Source organism: Edaphobacter sp. 12200R-103 (genome assembly GCF_010093025.1).
Lineage (GTDB): Bacteria > Acidobacteriota > Terriglobia > Terriglobales > Acidobacteriaceae > Edaphobacter.
In genome coordinates this window covers 58979-84164 of record NZ_CP048114.1, presented here as the reverse complement: position 1 = coordinate 84164, position 25186 = coordinate 58979, and the positions used below count along the sequence as shown (strand labels likewise).

Annotated in this window: 23 protein-coding genes; 11 read left to right on the top strand and 12 right to left on the bottom strand. The window is 58.3% G+C overall.

Annotated features, from left to right (window positions below; all coding sequences use genetic code 11):
• Positions 1 to 53 precede the first annotated feature (53 nt).
• On the bottom strand, positions 54 to 398 hold the full coding sequence (gene hfq, locus GWR55_RS19160; protein WP_162400501.1) for an RNA chaperone Hfq: 345 nt from the start codon (positions 396 to 398) through the stop codon (positions 54 to 56).
• Between the two features lie 241 nt (positions 399 to 639).
• Between hfq and GWR55_RS00450 the strand changes: the two genes are divergently transcribed.
• Positions 640 to 1797, top strand: a complete 1158-nt coding sequence (locus tag GWR55_RS00450) for a DegT/DnrJ/EryC1/StrS family aminotransferase (RefSeq protein WP_370521257.1) — start codon at positions 640 to 642, stop codon at positions 1795 to 1797.
• 46 nt (positions 1798 to 1843) lie between these two features.
• Here GWR55_RS00450 and GWR55_RS00445 read toward each other — a convergent pair whose 3' ends face one another.
• Both GWR55_RS00445 and GWR55_RS00440 read right to left on the bottom strand, forming a co-directional pair.
• Positions 1844 to 3085: an SH3 domain-containing protein gene (locus tag GWR55_RS00445; protein ID WP_238398543.1), complete on the bottom strand. Its 1242-nt coding sequence runs from the start codon at positions 3083 to 3085 to the stop codon at positions 1844 to 1846.
• Positions 3086 to 3151: 66 nt separating this feature from the next.
• Positions 3152 to 4357: a beta-propeller fold lactonase family protein gene (locus GWR55_RS00440; RefSeq protein ID WP_162400500.1), complete on the bottom strand. Its 1206-nt coding sequence runs from the start codon at positions 4355 to 4357 to the stop codon at positions 3152 to 3154.
• A 151-nt stretch (positions 4358 to 4508) separates the two neighbouring features.
• Here GWR55_RS00440 and GWR55_RS00435 point away from each other — a divergent pair, with 151 nt between their 5' ends.
• Positions 4509 to 5420 carry a M28 family peptidase gene (locus tag GWR55_RS00435; protein WP_162400499.1) on the top strand — a complete coding sequence of 304 codons (912 nt, stop codon included), beginning with the start codon at positions 4509 to 4511 and terminating at the stop codon, positions 5418 to 5420.
• A 61-nt stretch (positions 5421 to 5481) separates the two neighbouring features.
• Here GWR55_RS00435 and GWR55_RS00430 read toward each other — a convergent pair whose 3' ends face one another.
• The 5 genes from GWR55_RS00430 to GWR55_RS00410 form a co-directional block, all read right to left on the bottom strand.
• Positions 5482 to 6039, bottom strand: a complete 558-nt coding sequence (locus tag GWR55_RS00430) for a carboxymuconolactone decarboxylase family protein (RefSeq protein WP_162400498.1) — start codon at positions 6037 to 6039, stop codon at positions 5482 to 5484.
• 72 nt (positions 6040 to 6111) lie between these two features.
• A complete protein-coding gene (locus tag GWR55_RS00425; protein WP_162400497.1) occupies positions 6112 to 6651 on the bottom strand; it encodes a peroxiredoxin in 540 nt (179 codons plus the stop codon).
• Between the two features lie 307 nt (positions 6652 to 6958).
• Complete coding sequence (locus tag GWR55_RS00420; RefSeq protein ID WP_162400496.1) at positions 6959 to 7390, bottom strand: Fur family transcriptional regulator; 432 nt, start codon at positions 7388 to 7390, stop codon at positions 6959 to 6961.
• A 152-nt stretch (positions 7391 to 7542) separates the two neighbouring features.
• The gene (locus tag GWR55_RS00415) at positions 7543 to 10182 is read right to left on the bottom strand and encodes an ABC transporter permease (protein ID WP_162400495.1); all 2640 of its coding nucleotides are present in this window, start codon (positions 10180 to 10182) and stop codon (positions 7543 to 7545) included.
• Positions 10179 to 10544, bottom strand: coding sequence for a PadR family transcriptional regulator (locus GWR55_RS00410; RefSeq protein ID WP_162400494.1), 366 nt, complete (start codon positions 10542 to 10544; stop codon positions 10179 to 10181). The genes GWR55_RS00415 and GWR55_RS00410 overlap by 4 nt, the downstream gene beginning before the upstream one ends.
• Positions 10545 to 10691: 147 nt before the next feature.
• Between GWR55_RS00410 and GWR55_RS00405 the strand changes: the two genes are divergently transcribed.
• A complete protein-coding gene (locus GWR55_RS00405) occupies positions 10692 to 11459 on the top strand; it encodes an enoyl-ACP reductase (protein WP_162400493.1) in 768 nt (255 codons plus the stop codon).
• Positions 11460 to 11577: 118 nt separating this feature from the next.
• Positions 11578 to 12087 carry a DinB family protein gene (locus GWR55_RS00400; protein WP_162400492.1) on the top strand — a complete coding sequence of 170 codons (510 nt, stop codon included), beginning with the start codon at positions 11578 to 11580 and terminating at the stop codon, positions 12085 to 12087.
• Positions 12088 to 12162: 75 nt separating this feature from the next.
• Here the strand turns inward: GWR55_RS00400 and GWR55_RS00395 are convergent, their stop codons facing one another.
• Genes GWR55_RS00395 through bshC form a run of 3 tightly spaced genes read right to left on the bottom strand, consistent with a single transcriptional unit; the run spans position 12163 to position 16034 of the window.
• Positions 12163 to 13971 (bottom strand): ABC-F family ATP-binding cassette domain-containing protein, encoded by a 1809-nt coding sequence (locus tag GWR55_RS00395; RefSeq protein WP_162400491.1) that lies wholly within the window; start codon positions 13969 to 13971, stop codon positions 12163 to 12165.
• 35 nt (positions 13972 to 14006) lie between these two features.
• Complete coding sequence (locus GWR55_RS00390; protein WP_238398542.1) at positions 14007 to 14336, bottom strand: hypothetical protein; 330 nt, start codon at positions 14334 to 14336, stop codon at positions 14007 to 14009.
• Positions 14337 to 14381: 45 nt separating this feature from the next.
• Positions 14382 to 16034, bottom strand: a complete 1653-nt coding sequence (gene bshC / locus GWR55_RS00385; RefSeq protein ID WP_162400490.1) for a bacillithiol biosynthesis cysteine-adding enzyme BshC — start codon at positions 16032 to 16034, stop codon at positions 14382 to 14384.
• Between the two features lie 248 nt (positions 16035 to 16282).
• Here bshC and GWR55_RS00380 point away from each other — a divergent pair, with 248 nt between their 5' ends.
• The 6 genes from GWR55_RS00380 to GWR55_RS00355 all read left to right on the top strand — a co-directional run bounded on the left by GWR55_RS00380 (position 16283) and on the right by GWR55_RS00355 (position 21192).
• The gene (locus GWR55_RS00380) at positions 16283 to 16894 is read left to right on the top strand and encodes an NUDIX hydrolase (RefSeq protein ID WP_238398541.1); all 612 of its coding nucleotides are present in this window, start codon (positions 16283 to 16285) and stop codon (positions 16892 to 16894) included.
• A gap of 161 nt (positions 16895 to 17055) precedes the next feature.
• Entirely contained in the window at positions 17056 to 17277 is a 222-nt protein-coding gene (locus GWR55_RS00375; RefSeq protein ID WP_162400488.1) for a cold-shock protein, read from the top strand.
• A 165-nt stretch (positions 17278 to 17442) separates the two neighbouring features.
• A complete protein-coding gene (gene polX / locus GWR55_RS00370; RefSeq protein WP_162400487.1) occupies positions 17443 to 19188 on the top strand; it encodes a DNA polymerase/3'-5' exonuclease PolX in 1746 nt (581 codons plus the stop codon).
• A gap of 218 nt (positions 19189 to 19406) precedes the next feature.
• Positions 19407 to 20372 carry a heme o synthase gene (gene cyoE / locus GWR55_RS00365; RefSeq protein ID WP_238398540.1) on the top strand — a complete coding sequence of 322 codons (966 nt, stop codon included), beginning with the start codon at positions 19407 to 19409 and terminating at the stop codon, positions 20370 to 20372.
• Positions 20372 to 20929, top strand: a complete 558-nt coding sequence (locus GWR55_RS00360; protein WP_162400486.1) for a DUF420 domain-containing protein — start codon at positions 20372 to 20374, stop codon at positions 20927 to 20929. The genes cyoE and GWR55_RS00360 overlap by 1 nt, the downstream gene beginning before the upstream one ends.
• A gap of 20 nt (positions 20930 to 20949) precedes the next feature.
• Complete coding sequence (locus tag GWR55_RS00355; RefSeq protein ID WP_162400485.1) at positions 20950 to 21192, top strand: hypothetical protein; 243 nt, start codon at positions 20950 to 20952, stop codon at positions 21190 to 21192.
• 7 nt (positions 21193 to 21199) lie between these two features.
• On the opposite strand, the gene GWR55_RS00350 is transcribed toward GWR55_RS00355, so the two are convergent.
• On the bottom strand, positions 21200 to 22372 hold the full coding sequence (locus GWR55_RS00350; RefSeq protein ID WP_162400484.1) for a GGDEF domain-containing protein: 1173 nt from the start codon (positions 22370 to 22372) through the stop codon (positions 21200 to 21202).
• A 405-nt stretch (positions 22373 to 22777) separates the two neighbouring features.
• Between GWR55_RS00350 and GWR55_RS00345 the strand changes: the two genes are divergently transcribed.
• A complete protein-coding gene (locus GWR55_RS00345) occupies positions 22778 to 25057 on the top strand; it encodes a PQQ-binding-like beta-propeller repeat protein (RefSeq protein WP_202925549.1) in 2280 nt (759 codons plus the stop codon).
• The last annotated feature ends 129 nt before the right edge of the window (positions 25058 to 25186 follow it).

Genomic DNA, 25186 nt, shown 5'->3' with positions numbered 1-25186 from the left:
GGGACCTCATGAAGTTCTAGTGAACATCCCTGAGGACCATCAGCAGGAAGATCTTAACGCGTTGACGAGGCGCCTGCGACCTCAGCAACATTCGACGACGGAGAAGCAGCAGAACTCCCCGGGGAGACCGGCTGCGGTGAGGAAGAGGACGTCCGGAAATCGCTCTTCGGTTCTCCATGGCCTCCGCCCATACGCCCGCTGACGACGGTAGAGATCGCATGCTTGAAGATCAACTGTTCCTGGCTGTTGTTCTCCAGCAGAACCGAGTACTTATCGAATGAGCGGATCTTTCCAGTCAATTTAACGCCACTCACAAGATAGATTGTGATCGGGCTCTTGTCCTTGCGGACAGTGTTGAGAAAAGTATCCTGAATATTCTGTGCCGGCTTTGATTCCATGGTGCCGATCTCCTTAGCTGTAAATTTCCAAAAAGATTTTAAAGATCCCGCCAAACTTCAAGCCCTTCAGTGAAACGCAGTTAACGTCCCCCTGAGAACGAAGCCAAGAGGTTCCACGATACGAGCATCTTCCGCAATTTTCAACTTACGGAAGATTCCGAACCGAGGTGTCCATAGCTTTAGACGCAGCAAAACCCCGGGAGGACTCTTCCGCTGAAGAATAACGAATTACCATCAAGGGGTGGCCCCGCAAACTCTTCAACCCGTTCCCATGCTGGACTTCGCCCGGCAATACGCTTCCATTCGCAACGAAGTCCTCTCTGCCATTGAAGAGGTCTGCGATTCTCAGAAGTTCATCCTTGGGCCGGCGGTCGACTCCTTTGAAAAGGCTGCGGCTCGCGCCTGCCAGGTACCGCACGCCATCGGCTGTGGCAGTGGCACCGATGCGCTCTGGCTTAGCCTGGCCGCTGCGGGGGTAGGGGCGGGCGATACCGTTATCACGACTCCCTTCAGCTTCTTTGCATCTGTCAGTTCCATCGTGCATTGCGGCGGCCGGGCGATTCTGGCCGACATCGACCCGCGCACCTTCAATCTCTCCGCCGACGCCGTCGAAGAGGCGATCCGGTCCCTGCCGGACACAAAGATCAAAGCAGTGCTTCCGGTCCACCTCTACGGACAATGCGCCGACTGGGACGCCTTCCGCCACCTCCAGCAGCGATATGGTCTGATTTTGATCGAAGATGCCGCGCAGGCCTTCGGGGCCGCCTGGAACGGGCAGCCTGCCGGCAGCCTCGGAGATCTGGCCGCATTCAGCTTCTATCCCACAAAAAATCTCAGCGCCTTTGGTGAGGCCGGCCTGGTCACCACCGGGTCGGAGCAACTGGCTGAACGCATCAGAATGCTGCGCTCCCATGGAATGCGGCGCCGCTACTACCACGATGAAATCGGCTGGAACTCGCGACTGGACTCCCTGCAGGCGGCCGTGCTCGAGGTCAAGCTGCGTCATCTTCCACGATGGAACGAACAACGGAGGCAGATTGCCAATCATTACGACGAGCTTTTTATCCGTGCCGGACTTGCCGGGCTCACCACACAGGAAGGCATCGTGCTGCCTTACACCGATCTGCGGGCCACGCATGTCTTTCACCAGTACGTCATCCGTGTGCCACGCCGGGATGCTCTTCGCCAGTATCTGACCGAGCGGCAGATCGGAAGCGAGATCTACTATCCCCTGCCCCTGCACCTGCAGACCAGCCTGACGCAACTCGGCTACCGTGCCGGGGACTTCCCTATCAGCGAAAAGGCGGCTGAGGAGGTCCTCGCCCTGCCAATGTTTTCTGAACTTCGTCCCGACGAGCAGGAGACTGTGGTCGCAGCCATCCGCGCCTTCTACGCCTGAGTTCGAATCCTGCATCACGGGTTCGAGCTCTCCGGTCAGGCCTGTTTCAACGTCGATGCCTGCGCCGCGAAACGGAGGCCCTGGCGGTCTTCTTCTTTTCCTTCACAGGCTCCGGATGAGCGTCCTCTGGAGGTGTCGTATCAGGCGCGATCACGCGACGTACCAGATTCCCTTCCAGCCGGTAGGTCTTCAGGTTCGTCTTTGTAGGAGTGGCAATACCGGTCACAGGGTCAGGAATAACCGGGGGAGCGTCAGCGGCAAGCACTCGATAGCTGAAGGTCGGCGCCTCGGTCATGGAGGCGGGGGCCTTTCCGTACGGATCCTTCTCCCTTGTAACCTTTACCGGCAGATAGCCTTCGATATTTCGCTCACGGAAGCCCGTCTCGTAGCGATGCTTCTTCACGTTCCAGATGAAGACCCGGACCTGATTGAAGTCGTACGGCAGACCCGCTGTATACGGGCTCAGCACGGTCACGTAGACCGGAACATCCTTGTCCTCCTGGGGCGCCTCGGGATCATTGACCCTGGTGAGCACGTAGGCGCCGACCACGCGCTGGCCCTCGGAGTACCGCATAATCGCATCGGGAACATCCACATCCATCATACGGCCGTAGAGCCAACCGGTCCTCCCCTTCGGGTCCTCGACCAACCACCAGTCTTCCATCGCAGGCGGAGGAGGTCCTTGCTCCGCAGTATCCGAAGCAGCTTTTTGCACGGTCGAAGGGCGAGCGAGACGCTGACCGGACGGTACAGGCTTTGCAACGCTGGCGCGCCGCAGCAGCTTCAGCTTGTCGCCTTCCATCAGCCGGAAGAGCCGGTCCGTCTCCCTGCCAGGCTTCGTATGGAGATACACGTCGTCACGCACCACTCCGGTCGCTACCACCGGGTCTTTGCCGTGTTCTCCCTTCAGCGCTTCGAACTCGTCATAGACCTGCTGGGTGGCAATGGCGCGATCATCCAGCCAGCCCTCCTCGCCCTTCTCCGTTCTGACTCGAAGAAAGCGACGGCTCTTCTCGAGGACCTGCAGCTTGTCCCCGTTCTGCACGGTAGCCGTGCGATTTGAGACCGCAGCGACACGATCGCGAAGGTAGGTCTGCTTGGAGGTGACGTAAACGTACTCGGCTGCGGGCTTGGGGCGCAGCCTGGAGCAACCACTCAGACAGATCGAAAGGCAGACACTCAGAGCCAGGTATCGAAGCCACGCAGAGGCGTAACGCTCACCGGTCCTGGAGAAAAGATATGTGATGATTCGAAAACTCCCAACGCCCCGCAAGGAAACCTCTTCCATAGTATCGAGCTGCTCCGCAGCAGCCGCCAAAAGTGGCGACTGTTACCGGCTGAAGCACCCCCTTTGCTAATGGGTGACTGCGATTGCAACCACGCCGGCCGGATCTGTATCGGTAGCCACGCTCGTCGTCAGGTTTAGCTTCCCGGGAGTTGTTGCATCGAAGCCGTACATTGCCAGATCCGGGCCTCCCCCATTAGCGCCCGCCAGCAGGTAAGTTCCCCCAGGGTCTACCCCCAACGAGATCACCTGCTGACCGCCACCAAAGGGAGAGCCTGATACTGCAGTCAGAGCGGAGCCTGTCCCGATCGAATAAGCCGAGATCGTACTATCAGTGCGATTGGCAACGTACAGATACTTGCCTGTTTTATCCAGCACGATAGAAAAGGGACGGTTTCCGGCCGCGAAAGGTGATCCCGCAACGGAGTTCAAAACGCCGCCTGCCCCAATTGAGTAAACAGCCATGCCTCCATTGGTGCCGCTCCGTGCGACATACAGATACGATGCCGTACTGTCGATCGCGAGTGCGTTGTCGCTGGTGCCCGAAGCATTCAGTTGTATAGCCTGGTTGGCGTAGGCCAGCGTACCGCTTGAGGGGTCGAAGGTAAAGACGCGTTCGCCTCCATTTCCCAGCGCACAGAAGATCAAATTCCCCGCTGGAGACACCTTTAACATCTGCGGAGTGATATTTCCTGTCAACGAATCGTATGGAACAGTTGTCAGTGGCGTCAGACCTCCCGAGGACGAGTCAATCTGAAACTGATCTACCGTGTTCCGGATCAGGTCCAGCCCGAACAGCCACTTTCCATCCGGGGAAATATCAATCGACGCCACTGAAATCACCACACCGTTGTTCTGTGCCGTCAAGGAGCCGTCAGAGTTGATGGCATACACGCTGATGGATGCGGGGCCAGCGATATACAGAAAGGCATTATTGGGGGAAACGACAGCAGCAACCGGGGCAAACCCCAGCGTCACCGGCGAATTCGGAACCTCCGTCAGCTTTGCAGCTCCGATGGAGTAGCCTGAAACCGTTCCCGTTGCGCCATTGGCGACGTAAACGCGTGCGGTGGTGGTTCCACCGCCTCCTCCACCACCCCCGCCTCCGCTATTATCCGGGGGAACGAAGAAGCCGCCGCAGCCGGTCAGCATCACACCTACAGTCAGAAGCAATCCTCTGACCATCGCCCAGTTCCGCATCGCCCGCATCATCCGTATCTTGCCTGTCCTCATGCCGCCTGCTTCAACCATACCCTCATCTATAATCGCCGGCATGTCAGCACAACGATGCAGTTCCTGGCGATTTCTGTCAGTGTTTCTATGCTTTTTTGTAATTGCGTGGCCGGGAACAGCTCATTCCTTCGACTCTTCTCCGTCGAAAAAAGCACCTCTTCCCCCATCGCTGGAACGGGAAGTTCATGCCGACATGGACTTTCTCGCCTCCGACGCGCTGCGCGGACGCGGTTCGGCTACGCGAGACGAACACATCGCTGCCTTGTTTGCTGCGTCGCAGTTTCAGGCCCTCGGACTCGAGCCTGGGGGAGATCATGGCAGCTACATCCAGAAAGCACCTGTGCCCGCAGCCCTGCCTCCGCAGCTTCAAAAATATCTCTCCCGCTTTGAGAACACGCAGCGGACGGAGACCTGGAATGCCATTGGAATTCTTCGCGGCTCGTCAATACCGGGCGAGACGATCCTGCTGACGGCGCACCTCGATCATCTTGGCGTTGCAGCCGAAGGCAAAGGCGATGTCATCTATAACGGAGCCGACGACGACGCCTCCGGAACCACGGCCGTACTGACGCTGGCCCACATGCTGGCAACGGGAAAGCGCCCGAAGCGGACGATTGTCTTTGCGCTCTTCGGGTCAGAGGAGATTGGCGGTTTTGGGAACCATGCCTTTCTTGATCATCCTCCTGTGCCACTCTCACAGATCGTCGCCAACCTGGAGTTCGAGATGATTGGACGTCCCGATCCTGCTGTCCCTCCCGGCACGTTATGGCTGACCGGATATACCCGGTCCGATCTTGGCCCTGAACTCGCCCGTCACGGAGCGCATCTGGTCAACGATCCTCATCCCGACCAGCTCTTCTTTCAGCGCTCGGACAACTATGCCCTCGCGCGCCAGGGAATCATCGCCCACACCGTCTCCAGCTTCGGACTCCATCACGACTATCACAAGACCTCGGACGAGATCCGGACGATCGACTTCAACCACATGACCAGCGCTATCGCATCCATGGCCGGGCCCATCCGATGGCTTGCCGACTCGGAGTTCAAGCCGCAGTGGAACCAGAGGCAGAACCCGAAATTGAATCCGCCTGAGGCCAAACCCTAACCTTGCAATAAGAAAGGCGCGGAGACAATCCGCGCCTTTCTTATTGCAAATCAATTTATTCTTACGCAATCGCCAGAGCAGGGGTCGGTGCAGCCTTCTCCGAGTCCAGCACCACGCCGATCGCGTGGATCACCGCCGTCACGCGAATCGCAGCGTTGATCAGCTCCTCGGTCGCGCCTTTTTCCCGCAACACATGCTCATGCGAATCCACGCACTTTCCGCAGGCATTCACGGCGCTGACCACCAGGCACCACAGTTCGAAATCCACTGCATCGACACTGTGTCCTCGCAGAGCATTCATACGAAGCCGTGCGGGAAGCGTCGCATACTTTTCGTTCGAGGTCAGGTGATGAAAACGATAGTAGATGTTGTTCATCCCCATAATGGCGGCAGCAGCCTTGACCGCCTCCAGAACCTGAGGACTCAATCCGGCAGCTTCAGCCTCTGCAATCGCCGCCGCGGTCAGCTCCGGGTTGCGAGTCGCGATGGCCGCGGCCACCACGCTTCCCCACAGCTGCTGGGCCGTAAGCTCCGTGTTCTGCTTGACCAGCGAAGAGTAGTTCAGCTTCATATCCTTCGCGTAGGCCGGCAGTCCGCCAATCAGATCTTCCATCGTCATTCTTTTTCTCCTTCTTCGGTAAAAACGGCGCAGACGCTGATGCGTCGGCGCCGTCGTCCAGCAGTAATGAAATTAGGCCAGGGTGGCTTCGCCCTTCTGCCAGTTGCAGGGGCACAGCTCATCGGTCTGCAGGGCATCCAGCACACGCAGAACCTCCTGCGGGTTGCGCCCGACGGAAAGATCCGTCACATAGATGAAGCGGATCACGTTGTCCGGGTCCACCAGGAACGTCGCGCGCTGCGCCACGCCTGCCTTCTCATCCAGGATTCCGAGCTGGCCGGAGAGCTCGCGCTTGATATCGGACAACATGGGGAACGGCAGATCCTTCAGGTCAGCGTGATGCGTACGCCACGCCGCGTGCACATATTCGTTGTCCGTGCTCGCGCCAAGGATCTGGCAGTCACGATCCGCGAACTCGCCATTCAGCTTTCCGAAAGCTGCAATCTCGGTCGGACAGACAAAGGTAAAGTCCTTCGGCCAGAAGAAGTAGAGCTTCCACTTCCCTCCATACGTATCGCCCGTGATCGTCTTGAAGGCCTTCGACTCGTCCTTCTCCGTCGAAACAGTGGCAGTCAACTCGAAGTCAGGGAATTTTTCTCCAATTTGCAGCATGTACGGTACTCCTCTCAGGGTAGTGGTGATGAAATCTTTTCGGTCCGCGTCATCGAAATCGCGATACAAGGCCGAACGCCATATTCTGGCAATTCCATCATCGGTTATAAAATATGTAAGTCACTCATTTATATGCACTTATGGCTACATATCCCTTTTAGATCGCTCGTAAAAAGAGACAACAAGGCTGCTATTCCGAGAGATCGTCTCTGTCGGAGTATCGGTTTCCAACCCTGGCGTCTTTGTCGCTCTTCCACGGCACAGCCACCATCCTGGCCATGCCCATTCGCGGTGTCGGAACTGGGAACTACATCTGGCCCTCCTGGCACCTAGCACACAGTCCGATAACATCGACTGCGTATCGCTCTACCAGGAAGCCATCGGCCAGCCGACGCCGCTTTGGCGCCAGCCCCAGCTCCTTTTCCCCAATATCGGTAATCGCTTTACATCGGGAGCAGACCATATGGTGATGCTCCTCGTTATTCATCTCCACGCGGACTGAGCCGTGATGCACGCTCATCTTGCGAAAGATGCCGCTCTCCACAAAGAGATGAATGTTCTTATAAACGGTCGCCAGCGAGATCGCCGGAACCTTCTTCTTCACCCGGGCATAGACCTCTTCTGGGCTGGGATGCCCTTCCATCCCCCGCATCACCTCAAACAGCACCTGCCGCTGATGCGTCACGGCGATGCCGTGGTCAACGCAGAGCTTACGAAAATCCGTTGAGGAGCGGTGCATGAATTGATTATACCGCAAAAGAACGATAAATGTTATCGTCCGATAACTCTGGTCATCCACGGGCTGCGATGTAAGCGCCAAGGCAGGTCATACTTTGATCGTAGTAATTAATCCATAAGAACTCTCGGCAAGGCCAAGATGAATTGATCTGATTACTCATGCCGCAAAGCTGTCTGCGGTTCAATCGCCGCCGCGCGCACTGCCGGAATACAGCAAGCCACCAGCGCCACCGCTGCCAGGAAGACCGGCACGCAGGTAAAAGTCACCGCATCATAGGCCGATATCCCATACTGCAGCTTCGACGCAATCTTCGACGCAGCCAGCGCCAGAGGAGCTCCAATCACTGCAGCAATTCCAACGAGTGTCATGCCTTGCTTCATCACCAGCGCCTGCACTCCTCCGCGTGTAGCTCCCAGTGCCAGCCGTACCCCTATTTCGTGGGTTCTCCGCTGTACTGAGTAGCTCATCAGGCCATACAGCCCCACGGCAGCCAGCAGCAATCCTGCAAGACCAAACGTCCCGAAGACGGCAGACTCTGCTCGAGGAATGATCAACGCATCGTTAATGTGCTCCTTCATCTCCTTCTCATTGAAGACCGCCAGCTTCGGATCGATGGCATGGATCTCCTTCCGCATCGCTGCCGCCAACTCCGCCATACTTCCCTCGTAATGCACCATCAACGAATACCCCATAGGTGGCGAAGCATTGTTCAAGCCGATGTTCTGTTCCAACCCGGTGTAAATGATGGGGCGGTCCTCTTCAAGCATAAAGGCGCTTTTGGTGTTCTTCACGACGCCGACAATCTCATACGTCGCCCCCCGCCCCGACACCCGCTCTCCCAAGGCATTGCGTGTTCCAAACATCTTCTTCGCGAACATCTCATTCACGACTGCCTGTTTTGACATGTTTGGATCGACACGGTTGAGATCTTTGCCCGCAATCAGCGCGGTTCCCATAGTGTCGAAGTAACCAGGGCTAACGCTAAAAACATACGAACGAAGGTCCCGCTGTTCATCAGCAGCTTTTCCTGCAGGATGGAAAGAGTCACCGGCACCCGTCATAGAAAGTGGAACCGTATCCGTCCATGAAGCTGAAACGACACCTGACAATGCAGTAATGCGTTCTCGCGCACGCCGTAGCAATACTGGCACTTCTTCGGCCTTATATCCGTTATGTACCGGATCGATGGCAATCATGAAGATGCCGTGTGTCCGAAAGCCCGGATCCACGTCTGACGCGTCCGCCAGGTTATGGAGATAGAGTCCGGTCGTACACAGCAACACAAGGCAGGCAGAGATCTGCACAACCACCAGCACATTGCGCAGGTTCCACTGTCTACCCGGCCTCTCCAGAGTGCTTTCACCTTTCAAAGCATTCGGTACTACAGGGCGCGTCGCAGCGAACGCCGGTCCGATCCCACACAAAAGGCCGACGCCCACGCTAAGAAGAAAGGCATACAGTGTGACTCTCCAATTTACATTGAGGCTCATGTCGATCGGTACCGGTGACGGGATATGAAATCCCTGTAGCGCGCGGAGTCCCACCATGGTTATTGCGATACCAAACACACCTCCTCCCACGGCCAGCAACGCGCTCTCCATCAACATCGGCCGTATCAGTTGCCATCTCGTCGCGCCTAGCGCAATCCGAACCGCCATCTCCCGATGCCGTGCCATCGCTCGCGCCAATAACAAGTTCGTCACGTTCGAGCCTGCAATGCACAGCACCAGCAACGCCACCGCCGTAAGGGCAGCCAGCAGTATCTTGATCTTCTGGACAGCAGGCCCCGGCAGCGATCCTGCATCTTCCATCACAAAACCAAGCCCCGGATATAACTTCGCGTCGCTCGCAGCAATCCGGTTCGCTACCGTATTCAGCTCGGCAGCAGCGTCAGCATGACTCACCTCCGGCTTGATCCGCGCAATCACATTCAGGCTATGGATCGTCGGATCATGAAGGGAGTCTGGAGACAATTCTCTCTGCTGGGCCAGTGGAACCCAGAATTTTGCATCGACGATTCGATTCATACCGTGGAATCCAGGCATCGTCACACCCACGACGGTAAACGTCCTTCCAGAGAGCGCCATCGTCTTTCCCACGATCTCCTCATCTCCATGGAAGGACTGCCGCCAAAGCCCATAGCTCAACACAATGACCGGAGAGTATTCCTCGTGGCGCGTAAACCCTCTCCCTAGTCGCATCGGCAGTTGTGCGACGTCGAAGAAGTTCGTCGTCGTGCTCTGCCCCCACACCCGCTCCGGCTCACCTTCTCCCGCCAGGGTTCCTTGCATGAGGACGTCATAAGCCGCGACTCCCGAAAAGGACTTCGCCTGCGAACGCACGGCTTCATAGACAGGCAATGCAGTGGTTTGCGTTTTTTGTCCATGCAGCGTCGTGGAAAATACCTCGACCAGCGACGCCGGATCGCCAACCGGAGGCTTCTGCAACACCAGCTTGTTCAATCCCGAAAAGATGACGGCGTTCGATGCAATCCCCAACCCCAGAGACACCGTGACCGTAAGTACAGCCGTCGGTGCATGCTTAAGCCTTCGGAGTACATCCTTTAGATCGCGCAGCAGACTCTGCATCTCGACGAAGCTGTTCTTTCGCCAGACCTCTTCACGCATCCTCTGAACATTGCCGAACTTCAGATAAGCTTGGCGTCGGCTCTCCGCAGCAGACATTCCCCGTTCAAGGTTCTCCGCAATCTCTTCTTCTATATGAACCTTGACCTCTTGCTGCAGCTCTGCATCGCGGTGCTTTCGGCGAAAGAATCGACGCCAGCTCATCATTCACCACTCTCCTGTGCGGGAGATTCCCCCATTACCAACGCAATCGCACGGGTCATCTTCTGCCAACGTCTGCTTTCCGCGGTCAGTTGTTTTCTTCCGCCCGCGGTCAACTGGTAAAACCTGGCCTTGCGATTGTTCTCACTTGCCCCCCAGTACGACGAGATCCATCCTCGATCCTCCATACGGTGCAGCGCCGGATAGAGCGACCCCTGCTCAATCTCCAACACATCCTCCGAACTTCGCTCGATGACCTTGGCAATCGTATGACCATGCGCATCGCCGTGAATCAACGTCCGAAGAATCATCATGTCCAAAGTCCCCTTCAATATCTCGCTGCTGTCCGTCTTCTTCTTCACGGGCATTACTCCAATAGAACTTCTATGGGAAACATAGTACTCCGATAGAATTTCTAGGGAAGTCATACTTCTAACCTGGAGTGTGCACTCACCGATTCGTGGGGAGGCTGCTATCCTTAGCAGGGAAATTTCAGAGGAGAAGCAACGGAAATCATGATCGATCTCAAGGGCAAAGTCGCCGTCATCTTCGGACTCGCCAACAAGCGCAGTATCGCCTGGGGAATCGCCCAGAAGCTCTCGGACGCCGGGGCCACACTCGCCATCAGCTATCAGAGCGAGCGTCTCAAGCGTGACGCCGACGAGCTGGCCGCCTCGCTCCCCGATGCCCGGACGTTCCAGTGCGACCTCTCCATCGACGCCGAGATCGACACCCTCTTTGCCACTTTCAAGCAGACCTACGGCAAGCTCGATATCCTCGTCCATGCCGTAGCCTTCGCACCGCCCGATGAGATTAAGAACGATTTCCTGTTGACCAGCCGCGAGGGGTTCCGCATCGCCCACGATGTCAGTTCCTACACGCTGATTGCTGTCGCGCGGGCCGCAGCGCCGCTGATGACCGAGGGTGGCTCCATCATGACCCTTACCTATTACGGATCAACCAAGGTCTTCCCCAACTACAACGTCATGGGCCTGGCGAAAGCCTCGCTGGAGGCCTGCGTGCGTTATCTCGCCGCCTCACTTGGTTCGAAGAACATCCGCGTCAACGCCATCTCCGCCGGTCCTATCAAGACGCTGGCTGCACGTGGTATCGGAGACTTCACCAAGATCCTCACTGCGGTCGAAGAGCGCGCTCCGCTCCATCGGAACGTCGATCAGCTTGAGATCGGCAATGCCGCTCTCTTCCTGGCAAGCAATCTCTCCAGCGGAATTACCGGCGAGATCACCTACGTGGATGCGGGCTACAACATCACGGGGCTCTAAGAAAGTTTCTAAAACGGACGCCGATGCTGACACACCCTGTCAGTATCGGCGTTGTAGCTTTAAGTCTTGTTTCAGAATCTCACCCCTTTTTGCACTCCATCCCTGAAAGGAAAATCGCATGATCGCTGAACAGTTACTTCAGGACTTCGACGCTGAGATCTCCAACACCCGCCGGACGCTCGAGCGCGTTCCAGAGGGCAAGAACGACTGGAAGTGTCATGACAAATCGATGGAGATGGGAAGGCTGGCGATGCATTGCGCCACGCTGCCGTTCTTCGGCTCATATATCATCCTCGATGACAGCATGGACATGGCCCAGCCGAAGAGGCCCCGCATCGTCCTCGAGTTTACGACCCGCGAGGCGGCCCTGAAGCAACTGGATGAAGCCACCAAGGCCTGCAGAGAGGCACTGGCGAGCGCCTCGGATGAGACCCTCTCTGCGCCCTGGAAGTTCAGTTTCGGAGATCAGCTCATCGCAAACCTTCCCCGCTCGACGACCTTCCGCCTGATGTTCTTCAACCACATGATTCATCACACGGCGCAGCTCGGCGTCTATCTTCGCCTTAACGATATTCCTGTTCCTGCGCTGTACGGTCCCTCGGCCGACGAGCAGTGGTCGCCCCGGTAACGACTCCTCATCACTCACACCCGATGAGCGCCGATCCTCTCACGATCCGGTCGGCGCTTAACGAGCTTCCCATCCTCATCCGGCCTTTTCGGTCAGTTCCGCCCAGCGAGCGTATAGCGTATCCACCTCGGCTTGCGCCGTTTCCATCTCTGCCAGCGCTTCTGTCAGCTTCGCCGCATCCACCGCCACCTCTGGATCGCCAACGCGAGCCTTAGCCGTTTCCAGGCGAGCGTCCGCAGCCTCGACGCGCTCCTCGATCTCCGCAAACTCGCGCGCCTCCAGGTAGGAGAGCTTCTTCTTCACCGGCGCTGTCGCAGATACAGCCACCGCCCCGCTCTCCTGCCTGATCTCCTTTTCCGCCTTCGGCGCCGTCTGCTCCAGGAACCACTGTTCCCACTGCGGATAATCCGCGAAGACTGCAGCACTTCCCTTTCCATCGAGCCCAAGCACCGTCGTCGAGACTCGATCGAGCATATAGCGGTCGTGCGTTACCAGCACCAGAGCGCCGGTGTACTCCAGCAGGCTCTCTTCCAGCACCTCCAGCGTGGCGATATCCAGATCGTTGGTCGGCTCGTCGAGCAGCAGAAGATCTGCGGGTTCGAGCATCAGCCTTGCGATCAACACACGGGCCCGCTCTCCTCCGCTCAGCCGTTCTACAGGCTGATTCAACTGCTCGCCCGTAAACAGAAACTTCTGGGCGTAGCTCGCCACATGCACTACTCGGCCCTGGTAGACCACGGAATCTGAATCCGGCGCAAGCGCACGCCGCAGCGTCACGCTTTCGGGAAGCTCTCGCGTCTGGCTGAAGTAAACGATTCGCAGCGAACCTGCCTTCCTGGCCTCCCCTGCAGCAGGCGCAAGCTCATCCTTCAGCAAACGCAGAATCGTCGTCTTTCCGCTTCCGTTCGGCCCTACCAGGCCCACGCGCATGCCGTTGGTGATCAGGAAATCGAGATGCTCCACGATCTTCTTGCCGCCAAGCTCGATGGTGACATCGTTCAGCTCCACCAGGCGCTTTGTCTGACGATCCGTGGACTCAAAGCCCACCGTTACCAAAGAACTTTGATTGCGAGCCGAAACATCCTTCAACTGCCCGATCAGCTGATGGGCAGTGTCGATCCGGGCCTTCGCTTTTGTTGCGCGAGCCTTGGGACCGCGGCGAAGCCACTCAATCTCCGTTCGAACACGGTTGCGCAGCGACTCTTCCAGACGCGACTGAGAATCAAGGTATGCCTGTCTGGCCTCGATGAATTTCGAATACGTCCCGTCCACTCGCAGCAGGCCATCCGCATAGACACGGTTCAGCTCGACGATCTCTGTGGACACATTCTCCAGAAAGTAGCGATCGTGCGTGATGATGACCGAAGCAAACTCCCCCTGGTTCAGAAGCTCCTCAAGCCACGCAATCCCTGCGAGATCTAAGTGATTGGTCGGCTCATCCAGCAGCAGTACGTCCGGCGCCGAGACGACAGCCTCTGCAATCGCCAGCCGCTTGCGCCATCCTCCGCTCAGCGTGGCTGCTTCGACGCTCACATCAGGGAGGCCGATGCGTCCGCTCGTCTCACGCAGCTTGCCCTCGCGTTCGGCATCGGCCACGTGGCCAGCTGCAAGCGCCGACTCCAGAACGTCGCGTACTGTCTTTCCCGGCGCGAAGGTCGACTCCTGCCGGACATAGCCGATGCGTGCCTTCTTGCGAACCGCGAGATCGCCTGCGTCTGCGTCTTCTTCTCCGGCCAGAATCTTCAGCAGGGTGCTTTTGCCTGCTCCATTCGGGCCAATCAGGCCAATGCGATCTCCGTCAGAGACCGTGAAAGCAATATCGCGAAACAACGGGGTCGCGCCAAAGCTCTTCGAGAGCGCCTGCGCATTCAGAATCGGTGGCATGGATCAAGTTTAAACGCCAAAGCTATGCGCGACACTCAATCGAGGTCGAAATCCCGCAACGGCTTTTCGCCCAGCGGAGTCTCCTTGGCCTTCTTCACCGCCTCGGCAAACTTCTTCGCCAGCACATCATCCTTGTTCTTCTGGGCGTCCATGGATTGCTGGAAGATCGAGTCGCGCCGTGCATCCGCCTCGCGCAACGCCTTGGCGGCCTCCCCGAAGTCTTCGAAAGTCTTCTTCTTTGGCGCGGACTTATGAGAGATGATCGCGCGGGTCACCGGGTCAATCTTCAGCATCGCTCCGCAGTCGGGACACATTACTTCAAATGGCTGATCGCTAAGACCCATGGCAGACTCCTCGTGCGCCATTTTAATGCTCCTTGATACAGAAGCAAAACGCACGCTATGGATCGCCTACAGGCGCACCACCACATGGCCCGGGCACTGATTGTTCGCTACCTGCACGAGGCGATCGATCAATCCGTCACCATAGCGGGCGAGAAACCAGGCCCCCGCCAGCAGCCGTTCCTGAGGATGTCCGTCCGGATAGAGATTCAGCGTGATCGCAGCCGCGTGCTTCTTCAGCGAAGCTTCTTTCTGCAGACCGAAGTTTGCAGCCATCCTCCGCAGGCGGTCCATCTGGTATCGCATCTTCGAGCCCGAAGTCTCCGCCGCTGTTCCAAGAGAAGCGTCGATACCGCGCAGGTACTCTGTCAGGGCATCCAGCTCTGTCTCCAGGGCATTGCCAACAGCCGCCAGCTTGCGCTTTAGGGGGATTGGCATCGCCCGTGCGCCCAGGCGCAGCGCCAGCTCGTCTGCTGTGGTCATCGCATCCGAAAGCTGAATCTCGTCCTTCTGCATCACGGTATCGATTGCAGGCTCAATCAGAGTTGCGCTCAGACGTGGCAACACCGACGTTACTCGCCCCAGAATCGCCCTGTAGAGGACCTCGCTCTGGGCAAAGTACGCAATCTCTGCAGGTCCGCCGATATACGCCGCCGTCGGCAGAACCGTGTCCTGGAAGACAGGCCTCAGAAGAGCGTTGGGGCTCAATCGCTCCGGCGATCTCTCCAGAATCTTCAGCAGATCATCCTTGGAAAACACATGCGAGCCGGCGCGCCAGCGCGTCTCGGACTCGGAAAGATCATTCACTGGCCGCAACGCCAGCCGCTCGCCCGTCTCGGCATCCAGCAGGAAGAGCAATGACGAGGTATCTGAGACAAGAACCTGGGCGTGATATCCGTTCTGCGTCAGCTCCTGCGTACGCGACAGCAGCCGCTGGCGCAGTTCGTCGGCATGCTCAATGGCATACTGCAGCGTCGAAGCCCCCATCGCATGAAACTCGCGGCTCGCCGCGTCAACGATCACCAGGCCCTGCTGAGCGAAGATTCTGGCCATCAATTTGCCGAAGGCGCTTGCCAGCGTAGCTCCTTCTGCCAGATACGCCTCGCGGATCCACTCACTGACCGGAGCGTACTCCAGCAGCTCCGTCGCCCGCTCGATCGCCTGTTCCAGCAGGGGCGCCGTCTCCTGGTTCAGTGGCACATCTCCGACTGGTACCGGCAGCGAAACACGCAATCCAGCCTTGAAGACTTCAACCTCCGTCTTCGTAAGCAGCGCCGCCTGGTCCACCTCTGCCAGGTCGTGATCCTCAGTTGCCATCCAGAAAACGGGAACATGCTCGATCCCGGTGATACGTGTCGCCTCGCGTGCCCGCGAGATCGCGGCCGAAGCCTTCAGCAGCGTCAACAGCGGGCCGCCGAACAGGACAACCTGCTGTCCGGTAACGACTGCCCGTGCCCCCTCCCTCAGTTTTTCAATATTCGAGATCGTCTCTGCGCTCGCGCCGAAGCTCCGGTTCTGTCGAAGAAGCTCCTCTGCCAGGCGGTGGGGATTCTCAACCGAGGAAGAGCTCTTCATCCATCCGCCCGCAAAGGGGCCGCCGGAATCGCCTGAGCCATACCACGACCGAACCGGGCTCTCCGCGTTGTCCCCCATCACCAGATAATCGCGGTACAGTTGCGATATATGGGGCAACACCGTTATCGGATAACACTCAACGCTCATGGCAGTCCTTCATCCTCGAGTCTCATCTTCCTGCCCGCAGACTCGATTTGAATCCGCCAAGGACTTTCATTGCAAATACTTTGCTTGAAGTTCTCTATCTGATGCAACTCTGGGACCTTCCGGTCCCATTTTTTCCAGCAGCTCCTTGGATGCGCCTATGAAAGCTCCCGATGCAGGGATGATACCGTAGCGACATGGCGCCCCAAAAAACGAGTGCGAAAAAATCCAGATTGTCTCGAACTTCCAGCGTGCTGCGCAAAGCAAAACCAGCCGCCTCCAAGCCTGCCTCTGCCCGCAGATCCGGTAAAAGTAAGCTACTTTCCTCAAAAGAGGTATACAAGGGCAAGGTATTCTCTGTCTTCCGTGACGAGGTGATCGAACCCGGCGGCGCAAAGAACATTCGTGAGGTCATTCGTCACAACGGATCGGTCGTCATCCTCGCCGTCGATGAGTCGGTGAACCCTGCCGATCCCCACATTATCCTCGAGCGCCAGTATCGTCACGCCACCGGGCAGTTTCTGCTGGAGCTGCCCGCAGGCCGCGTCGAGCCGGGCGAAGCCACCTTGGCCGCAGCCAAACGCGAGATGATCGAGGAGACCGGCTACCGCGCCAGACGTTGGACCCTGCTCACCAAGTATTTTGCCAGCCCCGGCTTTCTCGGCGAATGGATGCAGATCTACCTGGCGCGCGATATTCGCGGCGGAGTCGCGCAGCCGGAGGAAGATGAGCAGATCGAAGTCATTCGTATACCTCTCTCCCAGGCGCTTTCACTGGCATCGCAAAACAAGATCCATGACGGTAAGACATTGATCGGGTTGATGCTTTACGATCGTTTGCGCCAGCAAAATCTTCTGAAGTAGCTGCTGCTGACGATCTCTTAGTCCCGAACAATCAGCATTTACAGGGTCATCGGCAATTTTTGCAGAAAACCTCCTTGACCACTTTTGCGTCCCAACTTTTTATCCGGAGTGTCTGCCCCGGCAGGCCCTTCGGGTTGAATTGATCGTAAGGAGCAAGGGTCTTGGCACAGTACAAAGGCACCGTGAAGTGGTTCAACAACGCAAAGGGGTATGGCTTCCTTGGCCGTGACGGAGGAGCCGATGTCTTCGTTCACTACACCTCGATCCAACGGGAAGGCTACAAGAGTCTCAAAGAGGGCGATGAAGTAGAGTTCGATATCATCCAAGGCGCAAAAGGCCCCCAGGCAGATCAGGTATTCCGCATTAAGGAACTGGCAAGCTAAAACATCTACCTCCCCGCTAGACCACAGAGATTCGCCGGATCTCTCGTTCCGGGGCATGGATTTTCCCAGGACGATTTGTCGGCCAGCCTTCTCCGCGTCAAACGGGAATGCGGCATACTGACTCAGGAGCTTCGATAGAAAGCAGAGCTTCGGGTCAGAGTTTAAATGGACAATATATCGATTGCACGAGTGCTCGAGGAGACGGCTGCTTTATTGGAAATCGATGCAGCCGATCCCTTTCGCATCCGTTCCTACCGGCGGGCCGCTGAGGCTGTGGAACAGCAGACATCCCAGCTTGCCCTGCTCGCAGACGATCCCAAACAGCTCCTGACCATCGCGGGCATCGGCAAAGGCATGGCCGCGAATATCGTCGATATCCTGCGAACCGGCTCGACCCCTCTCCGCGACGAACTCCTCAAAAAGTATCGTCCCTCCATGCTGGAACTGCTTCATCTGCCCGGCATGGGACCTAAGACCGTAGCTCTGGTCTGGTCAGCCCTCGAGGTCTGCGATATCGACGGGCTGGAAGAGGCCGCCAAGGCGGGTCACCTGAACAAACTTCCCCGCATGGGCGAGAAGTTCACCACCAAACTCCTGAAGGGCATCGAGGACTACCGCAAAAACTCCAGCCGTTTCCGCATCGACCAGGCCCGCGAACAGGCGGAGCGTATCTCCGCTCTCATCCGCGAGTTTCCGGGCATCGAAGAGATTACTCCCGCAGGCTCGCTCCGTCGCGGACGCGAAACCGTCGGCGATCTCGACCTTCTCGTCACTGGGCCTGCCTGCGAGCCCGACGTTGTTGCAGCGGCCGTCGAGCACGTCGCCACCCTTCCGCTCATCGACAAGCTGCTGGCCCGCGGCCAGAACAAGGTCAGCTTCACGCTCCGCAACAACTTCCAGGTGGACGTCCGCCTGCTGCCACGCGCCAGCTATGGGGCCGCACTCCAATACTTCACCGGCTCCAAGATGCACAATGTGGCCCTGCGGCAGCGGGCCATCAAGCGCGGCATGACTCTCAACGAGTACGCTCTCGTCCGGGTCGAAGACAACGCCATCGTCGCCGCCGCTACCGAGGAACTGATCTACCGCGCCCTCGACCTCGATTACATCCCACCCGAGCTTCGCGAAAACTCCGGAGAGCTTGAGGCTGCCGCCAATCACACTCTGCCCAGCCTCATCACCCTCACCGACATTCGCGGCGATCTCCACATGCATACCGTGGAAACCGACGGTGGCAACACGATTCGCGAGATGGCCGAGGCCGCACTCGACCGCGGACTCAGGTACATTGCCATCACCGACCACTCCAAGAATCTCGCGATGACCAATGGCATGGACGACCGTCGCGCTCTGGCTCACATCAAGCGCATTCGCGAGATCGACGCCGAGATGGAGGGACGCATCCGCGTCCTCGCCGGCGTCGAGGTCGATATTCTTGCCGAGGGCGATCTCGACCTCTCCGACGACACCCTCGCCCAAATGGACATCGTCGTCGCCAGCGTACACAGCCGCTTCGATCAGCCGGCGGAAGAGATCACCAACCGTATCCTTCACGCCATGGAGAACCCGTACGTCCGCATCCTGGGACACCCCACCGGTCGCAAGGTACTCAAGCGCGATCCTTACGCCGTCAACGTCGAAACTGTCATCAGGCGTGCGGCCGAGCTTGGCGTCGCCGTCGAACACAACGCCAGCCCCGCCCGCGCCGACCTGAACGACCTTCACCTGCGCCTGGCCAAACAGCACGGCTGCAAAATCGTAGTCAACACCGACGCCCATTCCACTGCCGAGCTGGACCAGATCCGCTACGGAATCACCCAGCTTCGCCGCGCCTGGCTCACCGCCGTCGATGTCCTCAATACCCAGCCCAGTGCCGAGGCGCTTCTGGCGGCCATGCGCCCGCATCCGTGAAAAACCTCTCTCGTCAGACACAAACCGGGTCCCCCTCTTCGCGAAGCTAGGGTGGGTTTGCAGGAATGCACAGACACCCTCCGTCATCGCCCTTTCGCCCTAAACAAAGCCCATAGGGCGTAGACGAAGACGCTGCTGCCCCTCCTGCGGCCATCCCCACGTCCGCTAATCGCTCTGCTCCCCGAACCGCCACAGTCTAAAAGCGGTATCCTTATTACGTGGCACAATCCGCTACAACTCCGGCAAGTCTTGCTACCGAAAAGACCTCGGCCCAGCCTGGTCTCTTTGCCGACTACGCCACCCTTTTTAAGCTGCGCGTCTCTGTCATGGTGGTCATCACGGCCGCGGCAGGTTTCTACCTAGCGTCACTCGCCAGCGGAATCAGCCCCTTTAACCTGGGACTCATACGCGCTATGGCCGGTATCGCCGTCGTTACCTGCGGTTCCAGCGCGCTTAATCAGGCACTCGAGCGCCGCACCGACGCCCTGATGCGCCGAACCTCCAACCGCCCCATGGCTGCCGGACGCATCTCGCTCGCCCATGGCCTTCTGGTTGGATTCGCTGCCATCTTCCTTGGCTCCGTCTACCTGGCACACGTCACCAACCTGCTGACCGGGACCCTCACCCTCATCACCGCCGTCGGCTACGTCGGAATCTACACTCCGCTGAAGCGCATTACCGTCGTGAACACCTTCATTGGGGCCTTCCCGGGTGCGCTTCCACCACTCATCGGCTGGACTGCTGCACGGGGCGTCATCGAATGGCCTGCCATTGCACTCTTCGCCATCCTCTTCGTCTGGCAGTTTCCTCACTTCATGGCCATCGGCTGGATGTACCGCGACGACTACGCCTCTGCGGGAATCCGCCTCACCCCCACACAGCCCGACGAAGTCTTCGCCGCGCGTTCGACCGTCATCCAGTCGCTCTTCTATGCAGTCCTGATGGTCCCTGTAAGCATCTGGCCCACCTGGCTCGGTGTCACCGGAAACATTTATGGCGTGATCGCCGCCATTCTCTCGGCGGGATACCTCTGGTACACCATCCGCTTTGCCCGTATCACCCGCAACCCAATGGCCCCGGAGTCCCGCACCTACGCCTGCGATCTGCTTAAGGCATCGGTGATCTATCTCCCACTGTTGATGGCAGCCATGATGCTCGATGCGAAAGGACGCCTGTTCTTCTGATGAACATACGCACGCCCCGGCCTTCCGAGACGCTTCGTACACCGCCGTCCATCATTGTCGCCATTGTCGCGATCAGCGTTGCCGCCAGCGCCTTCATCTGCTGGCTGGTCTACTTCCATACCCCAACCGATGTCGCCGGAACCCAGCTTCGCTCGCTCCCGCTGGTGAACGCTATCCTCAACGCGCTGTCCACGGTGGCTCTGCTTGCCGGTTATCGCTTCATCCGCGCCCGCAGGATCGCCCAGCATCGCGCGGCTATGTTCACGGCCTTCATCTTTTCATCCATCTTTCTGGTCTCGTATCTGGTCAACTTCAACCTGCACGGCGAGACCCACTTCAACCGCCTGAGCCCCTGGTGGCCCTTCTACTGGAAGCTCCTGGCCTCGCACATCATCCTTTCGACCATCGCCCTGCCGATGATTCTTATTACCTTCTTTCTGTCCCTCACCGGACGCTTCCCTGCGCATCGCAGGCTCGCTCGTTATACCTGGCCCATCTGGCTCTATGTCTCTATCACCGGTGTCGTCGTCTACTGGATGCAATCCGCGATCCACTAACAGAAGTACGATCTGATCTCATGCCATCCAGCTTCCTCCAGCCTGATACACGCAAAGTCCTCCGCACCGGTCTGTGGATCTTCGGGATCGGCGTCGTCAGCGTGATCGCCATCCACGCCTTCTTCGGTGGAATCGGCCGCCAGGGCCCCCACACCAACGCCGGCTGGCTGGCCCTGATGCTCGCCATGGGATGTCTCCCCACCGGCTCGCTCACGCTCCTCCTCGCCATCCTCAAGATCTTTGGCGATTACCGTCGGCGCTAGTCTCTCTTTACTCCACGGTGCGGCGCAGCAGCAGCCTGGGACGTGGACGGGCCGTCTGTCCATCGCAGCCGACCGAGGCCTCTTTCTCCAGGTAGAGTCTTGCGTCGCTCTCGCGGAATAGATCTTCAATCGTGATCTTCTCTTCCCGGAGGGTCACACCACCGATGCTCAGCGCGATGGAGAAACTCTGGCCATCTGCAGCCTCCACTCTTACCGCCTGAATCGCCGCTCGCAGCCTGCTGCAGATCTCTGCGGCGCCACGTTCGTCTGACCCTGGAAGAATGACAAAGAACTCGTCGCCACCCATTCGCGTCGCAACGTCGGTGATGCGGGTGGAAGCGCGAATGGCTGCAGCGACCGCACGAAGAGCATCATCGCCCGCGCCGTGACCGTAGGTATCATTAATCTGCTTGAAGCAGTTGAGATCCATCGCCATCGCCGAGCAAGGCAGGTGAAGACGACGAGCCCGGCTCAACTCGCGCGCGCCAAACTCCTCCAGCCCTCTCCGGTTCAGCAGACCTGTCAGGTGATCGGTCATCGCCCGCCGCTCCAACTCGTCACGAATCCGCAGGGAGTCGACCCACATGAACGAGATCGCCATTCCAGCCACCGTGATCACGCCGGTCCAGGTAAACCAGGCATCGGCTCGATGCAGCAGCAGCACGCCTATTACCCGCACAAAGTTCATCACCATATGCAGCAGCAATACCAGCGACATGGCTCGCAGCGCCGGCCGGATCGTCTTCTCCTGACATCGCTCCAGATGAACCCAGATCGGGATCTGCATTACCGGCATGACGATGACGGCCTCAATCGTCCTTGCGATCACGTCCGGTTTTACGTAGGTGAAGTACAGGTAGCTCAGGGTCATTGCAATATCCAGCCCCAGCAGCCAGTACATATAGCTGCGTCGCCGCGTCGTAATAGCAATTGCCCGCTCCATGAAGACGTAAATCATCAGGAAGAGGAAATTCCCCAGGATGACCGCAAAGAAGGAAGGGATGATTCCGCGATACGCCTGCAGCAGCAGGCCGATGCCGCCGGCCACATACGCAACTGAAAACCAGGCAGGTCCGTTATCGGAGTAGGGACGGCGCTGGGTTCGCCATGCCAGGTAGACGACGATCCCCATAAAAGCGAGCAGGCCGCCCTGCATGCTGAACAGCGTTAGACGATCCATCCATCACAGCCCTGAAGAGAATGCATTCCGTCCTTCCCACCATACCTTCGCAGATTTGGTACGTCCGGTAAATGACCCTTCCGGACCACGGACGTAACCTTCGGTAATCACACGTTCCCAAAGTGAACTTTCTCCGAGGTCCCGACCCAGACCCGCGACATTCGATCTCTCCTGCCGGCGGGCCTGGGACTGCGAAAAATCTTTCATAAATTGCGTAATGCGCAAAACATCTTGCGTAATCTACCAGCCTTCCCCTACTATTCAGTGCGACCAGTCGCAGCTCATTCATGGAAGGGGAAAGAAGTGAAAGGCCCAGAAACGTCGCGAAGGCAAGGCCCCGGATACTCTGGCGTCACTCGTCAGCAACCTGTCTCTCTTTTTAGACCAGTTATAAACAGGACCACTATGCCACGACCTTCGATGCCCGGTCTGGGGCACCTCTCCGCTGCCGTGCTTGTCTCCTTTGTCTGTGCCGGTTCTGCATCGGCGCAGACAACGAACTGGCAGGATTACCTCGGCGGACCTGCAAGCTCACATCATTCCCCGCTCAAGCAGATCAATACAGGCAACGTCCATAAGCTCGACGTCGCCTGGAGCTTCCCCACCGGAGACGATATTTCGTACACCTTCAGTCCCCTCGTTATCGACAATATCGCATACGTGGCAGCACAGAAAGGCTCTCTGGTCGCGCTGGATGCCACAACCGGCAAACAGCTGTGGGCGCACCCCTTCACGGCTCCTGGCGACACCCCCTCACGCTTTGCCGGAATCGCCGGCATGCGCGGCGCCAATTATTGGGAGAGCAAGGATCGCAAAGACCGCCGCATCCTCGTCACCGCAAACGGCTCTCTCTATGCGCTCGACGCCCGCACAGGCAAACTCGTCGACTCTTTTGCCGACCATGGCCGCCTGGACCTGAAGATCGGCATCGATCGCGCAACGCGTCCTCTGGCCTCGCGCTCGGCTGGCCGCATCTTTGAAAACATCCTGATCCTCGGCAGCGCAACTGGAGAGGGATATCTGGCGCCCCCCGGCGACATCCGTGCCTTCGACGTGGTGACCGGAAAGCTCCTATGGGTCTTCCATACTATCCCCCGCCCCGGCGAACCCGGCTACGACACCTGGCCCAAGGACGCCTACAAGTACATGGGCGGCGTCGATGTATGGGGCGAGATAACAGTCGATACCAAGCGGGGAATCGCCTATTTCCCGGTCGCCTCGGCCAAGTACGAACTCTACGGCGGAGATCGTCCCGGCAATAATCTCTACGCCGACTGCATCCTTGCACTTGATGCCCGGACAGGAAAGCAACTCTGGCACTTCCAGACCATCCATCACGATATATGGGACTACGACCCTGACTCCGCCCCACAGCTCGTAACGGTTAAGCACGATGGCAAAACCGTCGATGCGGTAGCGCTGGCTTCTAAAAACGGCTTCCTTTACGTCTTTGATCGCGTCACCGGCAAGCCTCTGTGGCCTATCGAAGAACGACCGGTTCCGGCTGGAAACGTGCCCGGGGAAACCTATTCGCCGACACAGCCTTTCCCCACCGTGGTGCCTCCGTTCGCCCGCCAGGGCATGACCGTCAAGGACATGTACACCGGCTTTATGAGGCCTGAAGAGATTCCCTGGTGGAAAGATCGCCTGTCCAAAGCGAGGACCGGACTCTATACCCCTCCCGCCGTCGGGCAGGACACCATCAATCTCCCCAGCGTCAACGGCGGAGCGCTCTTCTTCAGTACGGGCGCTGATGCCGCCAGCGGCACCGTCTACGTCCTCTCCAAGGACCTGCCTTCGATCGTCAAGCTGGTTCCTGAGGGCGAATCCACTACCGCCAACGCGGGCGGCCTGATTCCATCGCGCCCGCACAACGCGCCAAGGCATAAATCCCCCTTCCCCACACAGGAACAGATGGGCCGTGCCGTCTACGAACAGAACTGCCAGTTCTGCCACGGTCCGGAGTTGAAGGGAGACCGCGGGCCTGCTCTCGACACCGTCGTCAGCCGCCTCGGGGCCGACACCACGCGTAACACCATTCTCCACGGCAGAGCTACCATGCCCTCCTTCTCCGCTCTGCCAGCAGAGTCCTTGAACGAGCTGATGGCCTTCCTCAAGCAGCCTGACCTGGCGCCTCTCGGAACAGCGGCTTCACCCTCGGCACAGGCCATGATGAGGGCGTTCAGGACAGAACCCTCTTATCCCGAAGACGTTGAGGGGCCACCTTCCCGCTATAAGACCGGATACGGCAACGAGCCCTACGTCATCACGCCCCCCTGGAGCACGATCACGGCCTACGATCTCAATACCGGCAAGATCAAGTGGAAGACGCCCTATGGCGATGTCCCGCAGGCCGGACCCAGCGATACCCTGCGCGGCAATATCTATCCCAAGAGCGGCTTCGTCACCACCGCCGGAGGACTTGTCCTCTTCGCCGGCAACGATTCCAAGCTGTATGTCCTCAACAGCGCCGACGGTAAGGTCATCTTCACCAAGGATCTTCCCAACGGCTCGCAGGGCGTTCCCGCCGTCTATGAAGTCAATGGCCGCGAGTTCGTTCTCTTTTCAGTCACCGGAGGTGGAACAGTCTATCCAGAAGGCGCCTACATGCCTCCCGGAGGCAAATCCACTCCTGCAACCTCCAAGGAATACATCGCATTCTCTCTCCCAGTTGGCACAAGGTAACATCTTCAGGAAAATAAAGAAGCCCTCCATTCATGATGGAGGGCTTCTTTATTGGACTACCTGCTCCCTCTGTTTCTGTCTCCGACCGGTTTCCAATGCCATCGAAGGATCTGCGGTTCGGGATAGTCG

Coding starts and splice junctions, on each gene's coding strand:
- GWR55_RS00435 (WP_162400499.1), top strand. CDS start 4,509: ATGGACTTTCTCGCCTCCGACGCGCTGCGCGGACGCGGTTCGGCTACG.
- GWR55_RS00345 (WP_202925549.1), top strand. CDS start 22,778: ATGCCACGACCTTCGATGCCCGGTCTGGGGCACCTCTCCGCTGCCGTG.
- GWR55_RS00445 (WP_238398543.1), bottom strand. CDS start 3,085: ATGGAAGAGGTTTCCTTGCGGGGCGTTGGGAGTTTTCGAATCATCACA.
- GWR55_RS00355 (WP_162400485.1), top strand. CDS start 20,950: ATGCCATCCAGCTTCCTCCAGCCTGATACACGCAAAGTCCTCCGCACC.
- bshC (WP_162400490.1), bottom strand. CDS start 16,034: ATGAGCGTTGAGTGTTATCCGATAACGGTGTTGCCCCATATATCGCAA.
- GWR55_RS00405 (WP_162400493.1), top strand. CDS start 10,692: ATGATCGATCTCAAGGGCAAAGTCGCCGTCATCTTCGGACTCGCCAAC.
- GWR55_RS00390 (WP_238398542.1), bottom strand. CDS start 14,336: ATGGCGCACGAGGAGTCTGCCATGGGTCTTAGCGATCAGCCATTTGAA.
- GWR55_RS00415 (WP_162400495.1), bottom strand. CDS start 10,182: ATGATGAGCTGGCGTCGATTCTTTCGCCGAAAGCACCGCGATGCAGAG.
- polX (WP_162400487.1), top strand. CDS start 17,443: ATGGACAATATATCGATTGCACGAGTGCTCGAGGAGACGGCTGCTTTA.
- GWR55_RS00400 (WP_162400492.1), top strand. CDS start 11,578: ATGATCGCTGAACAGTTACTTCAGGACTTCGACGCTGAGATCTCCAAC.
- GWR55_RS00395 (WP_162400491.1), bottom strand. CDS start 13,971: ATGCCACCGATTCTGAATGCGCAGGCGCTCTCGAAGAGCTTTGGCGCG.
- GWR55_RS00430 (WP_162400498.1), bottom strand. CDS start 6,039: ATGACGATGGAAGATCTGATTGGCGGACTGCCGGCCTACGCGAAGGAT.
- GWR55_RS00360 (WP_162400486.1), top strand. CDS start 20,372: ATGAACATACGCACGCCCCGGCCTTCCGAGACGCTTCGTACACCGCCG.
- GWR55_RS00420 (WP_162400496.1), bottom strand. CDS start 7,390: ATGCACCGCTCCTCAACGGATTTTCGTAAGCTCTGCGTTGACCACGGC.
- GWR55_RS00425 (WP_162400497.1), bottom strand. CDS start 6,651: ATGCTGCAAATTGGAGAAAAATTCCCTGACTTCGAGTTGACTGCCACT.
- GWR55_RS00410 (WP_162400494.1), bottom strand. CDS start 10,544: ATGCCCGTGAAGAAGAAGACGGACAGCAGCGAGATATTGAAGGGGACT.
- GWR55_RS00350 (WP_162400484.1), bottom strand. CDS start 22,372: ATGGATCGTCTAACGCTGTTCAGCATGCAGGGCGGCCTGCTCGCTTTT.
- GWR55_RS00440 (WP_162400500.1), bottom strand. CDS start 4,357: ATGCCGGCGATTATAGATGAGGGTATGGTTGAAGCAGGCGGCATGAGG.
- hfq (WP_162400501.1), bottom strand. CDS start 398: ATGGAATCAAAGCCGGCACAGAATATTCAGGATACTTTTCTCAACACT.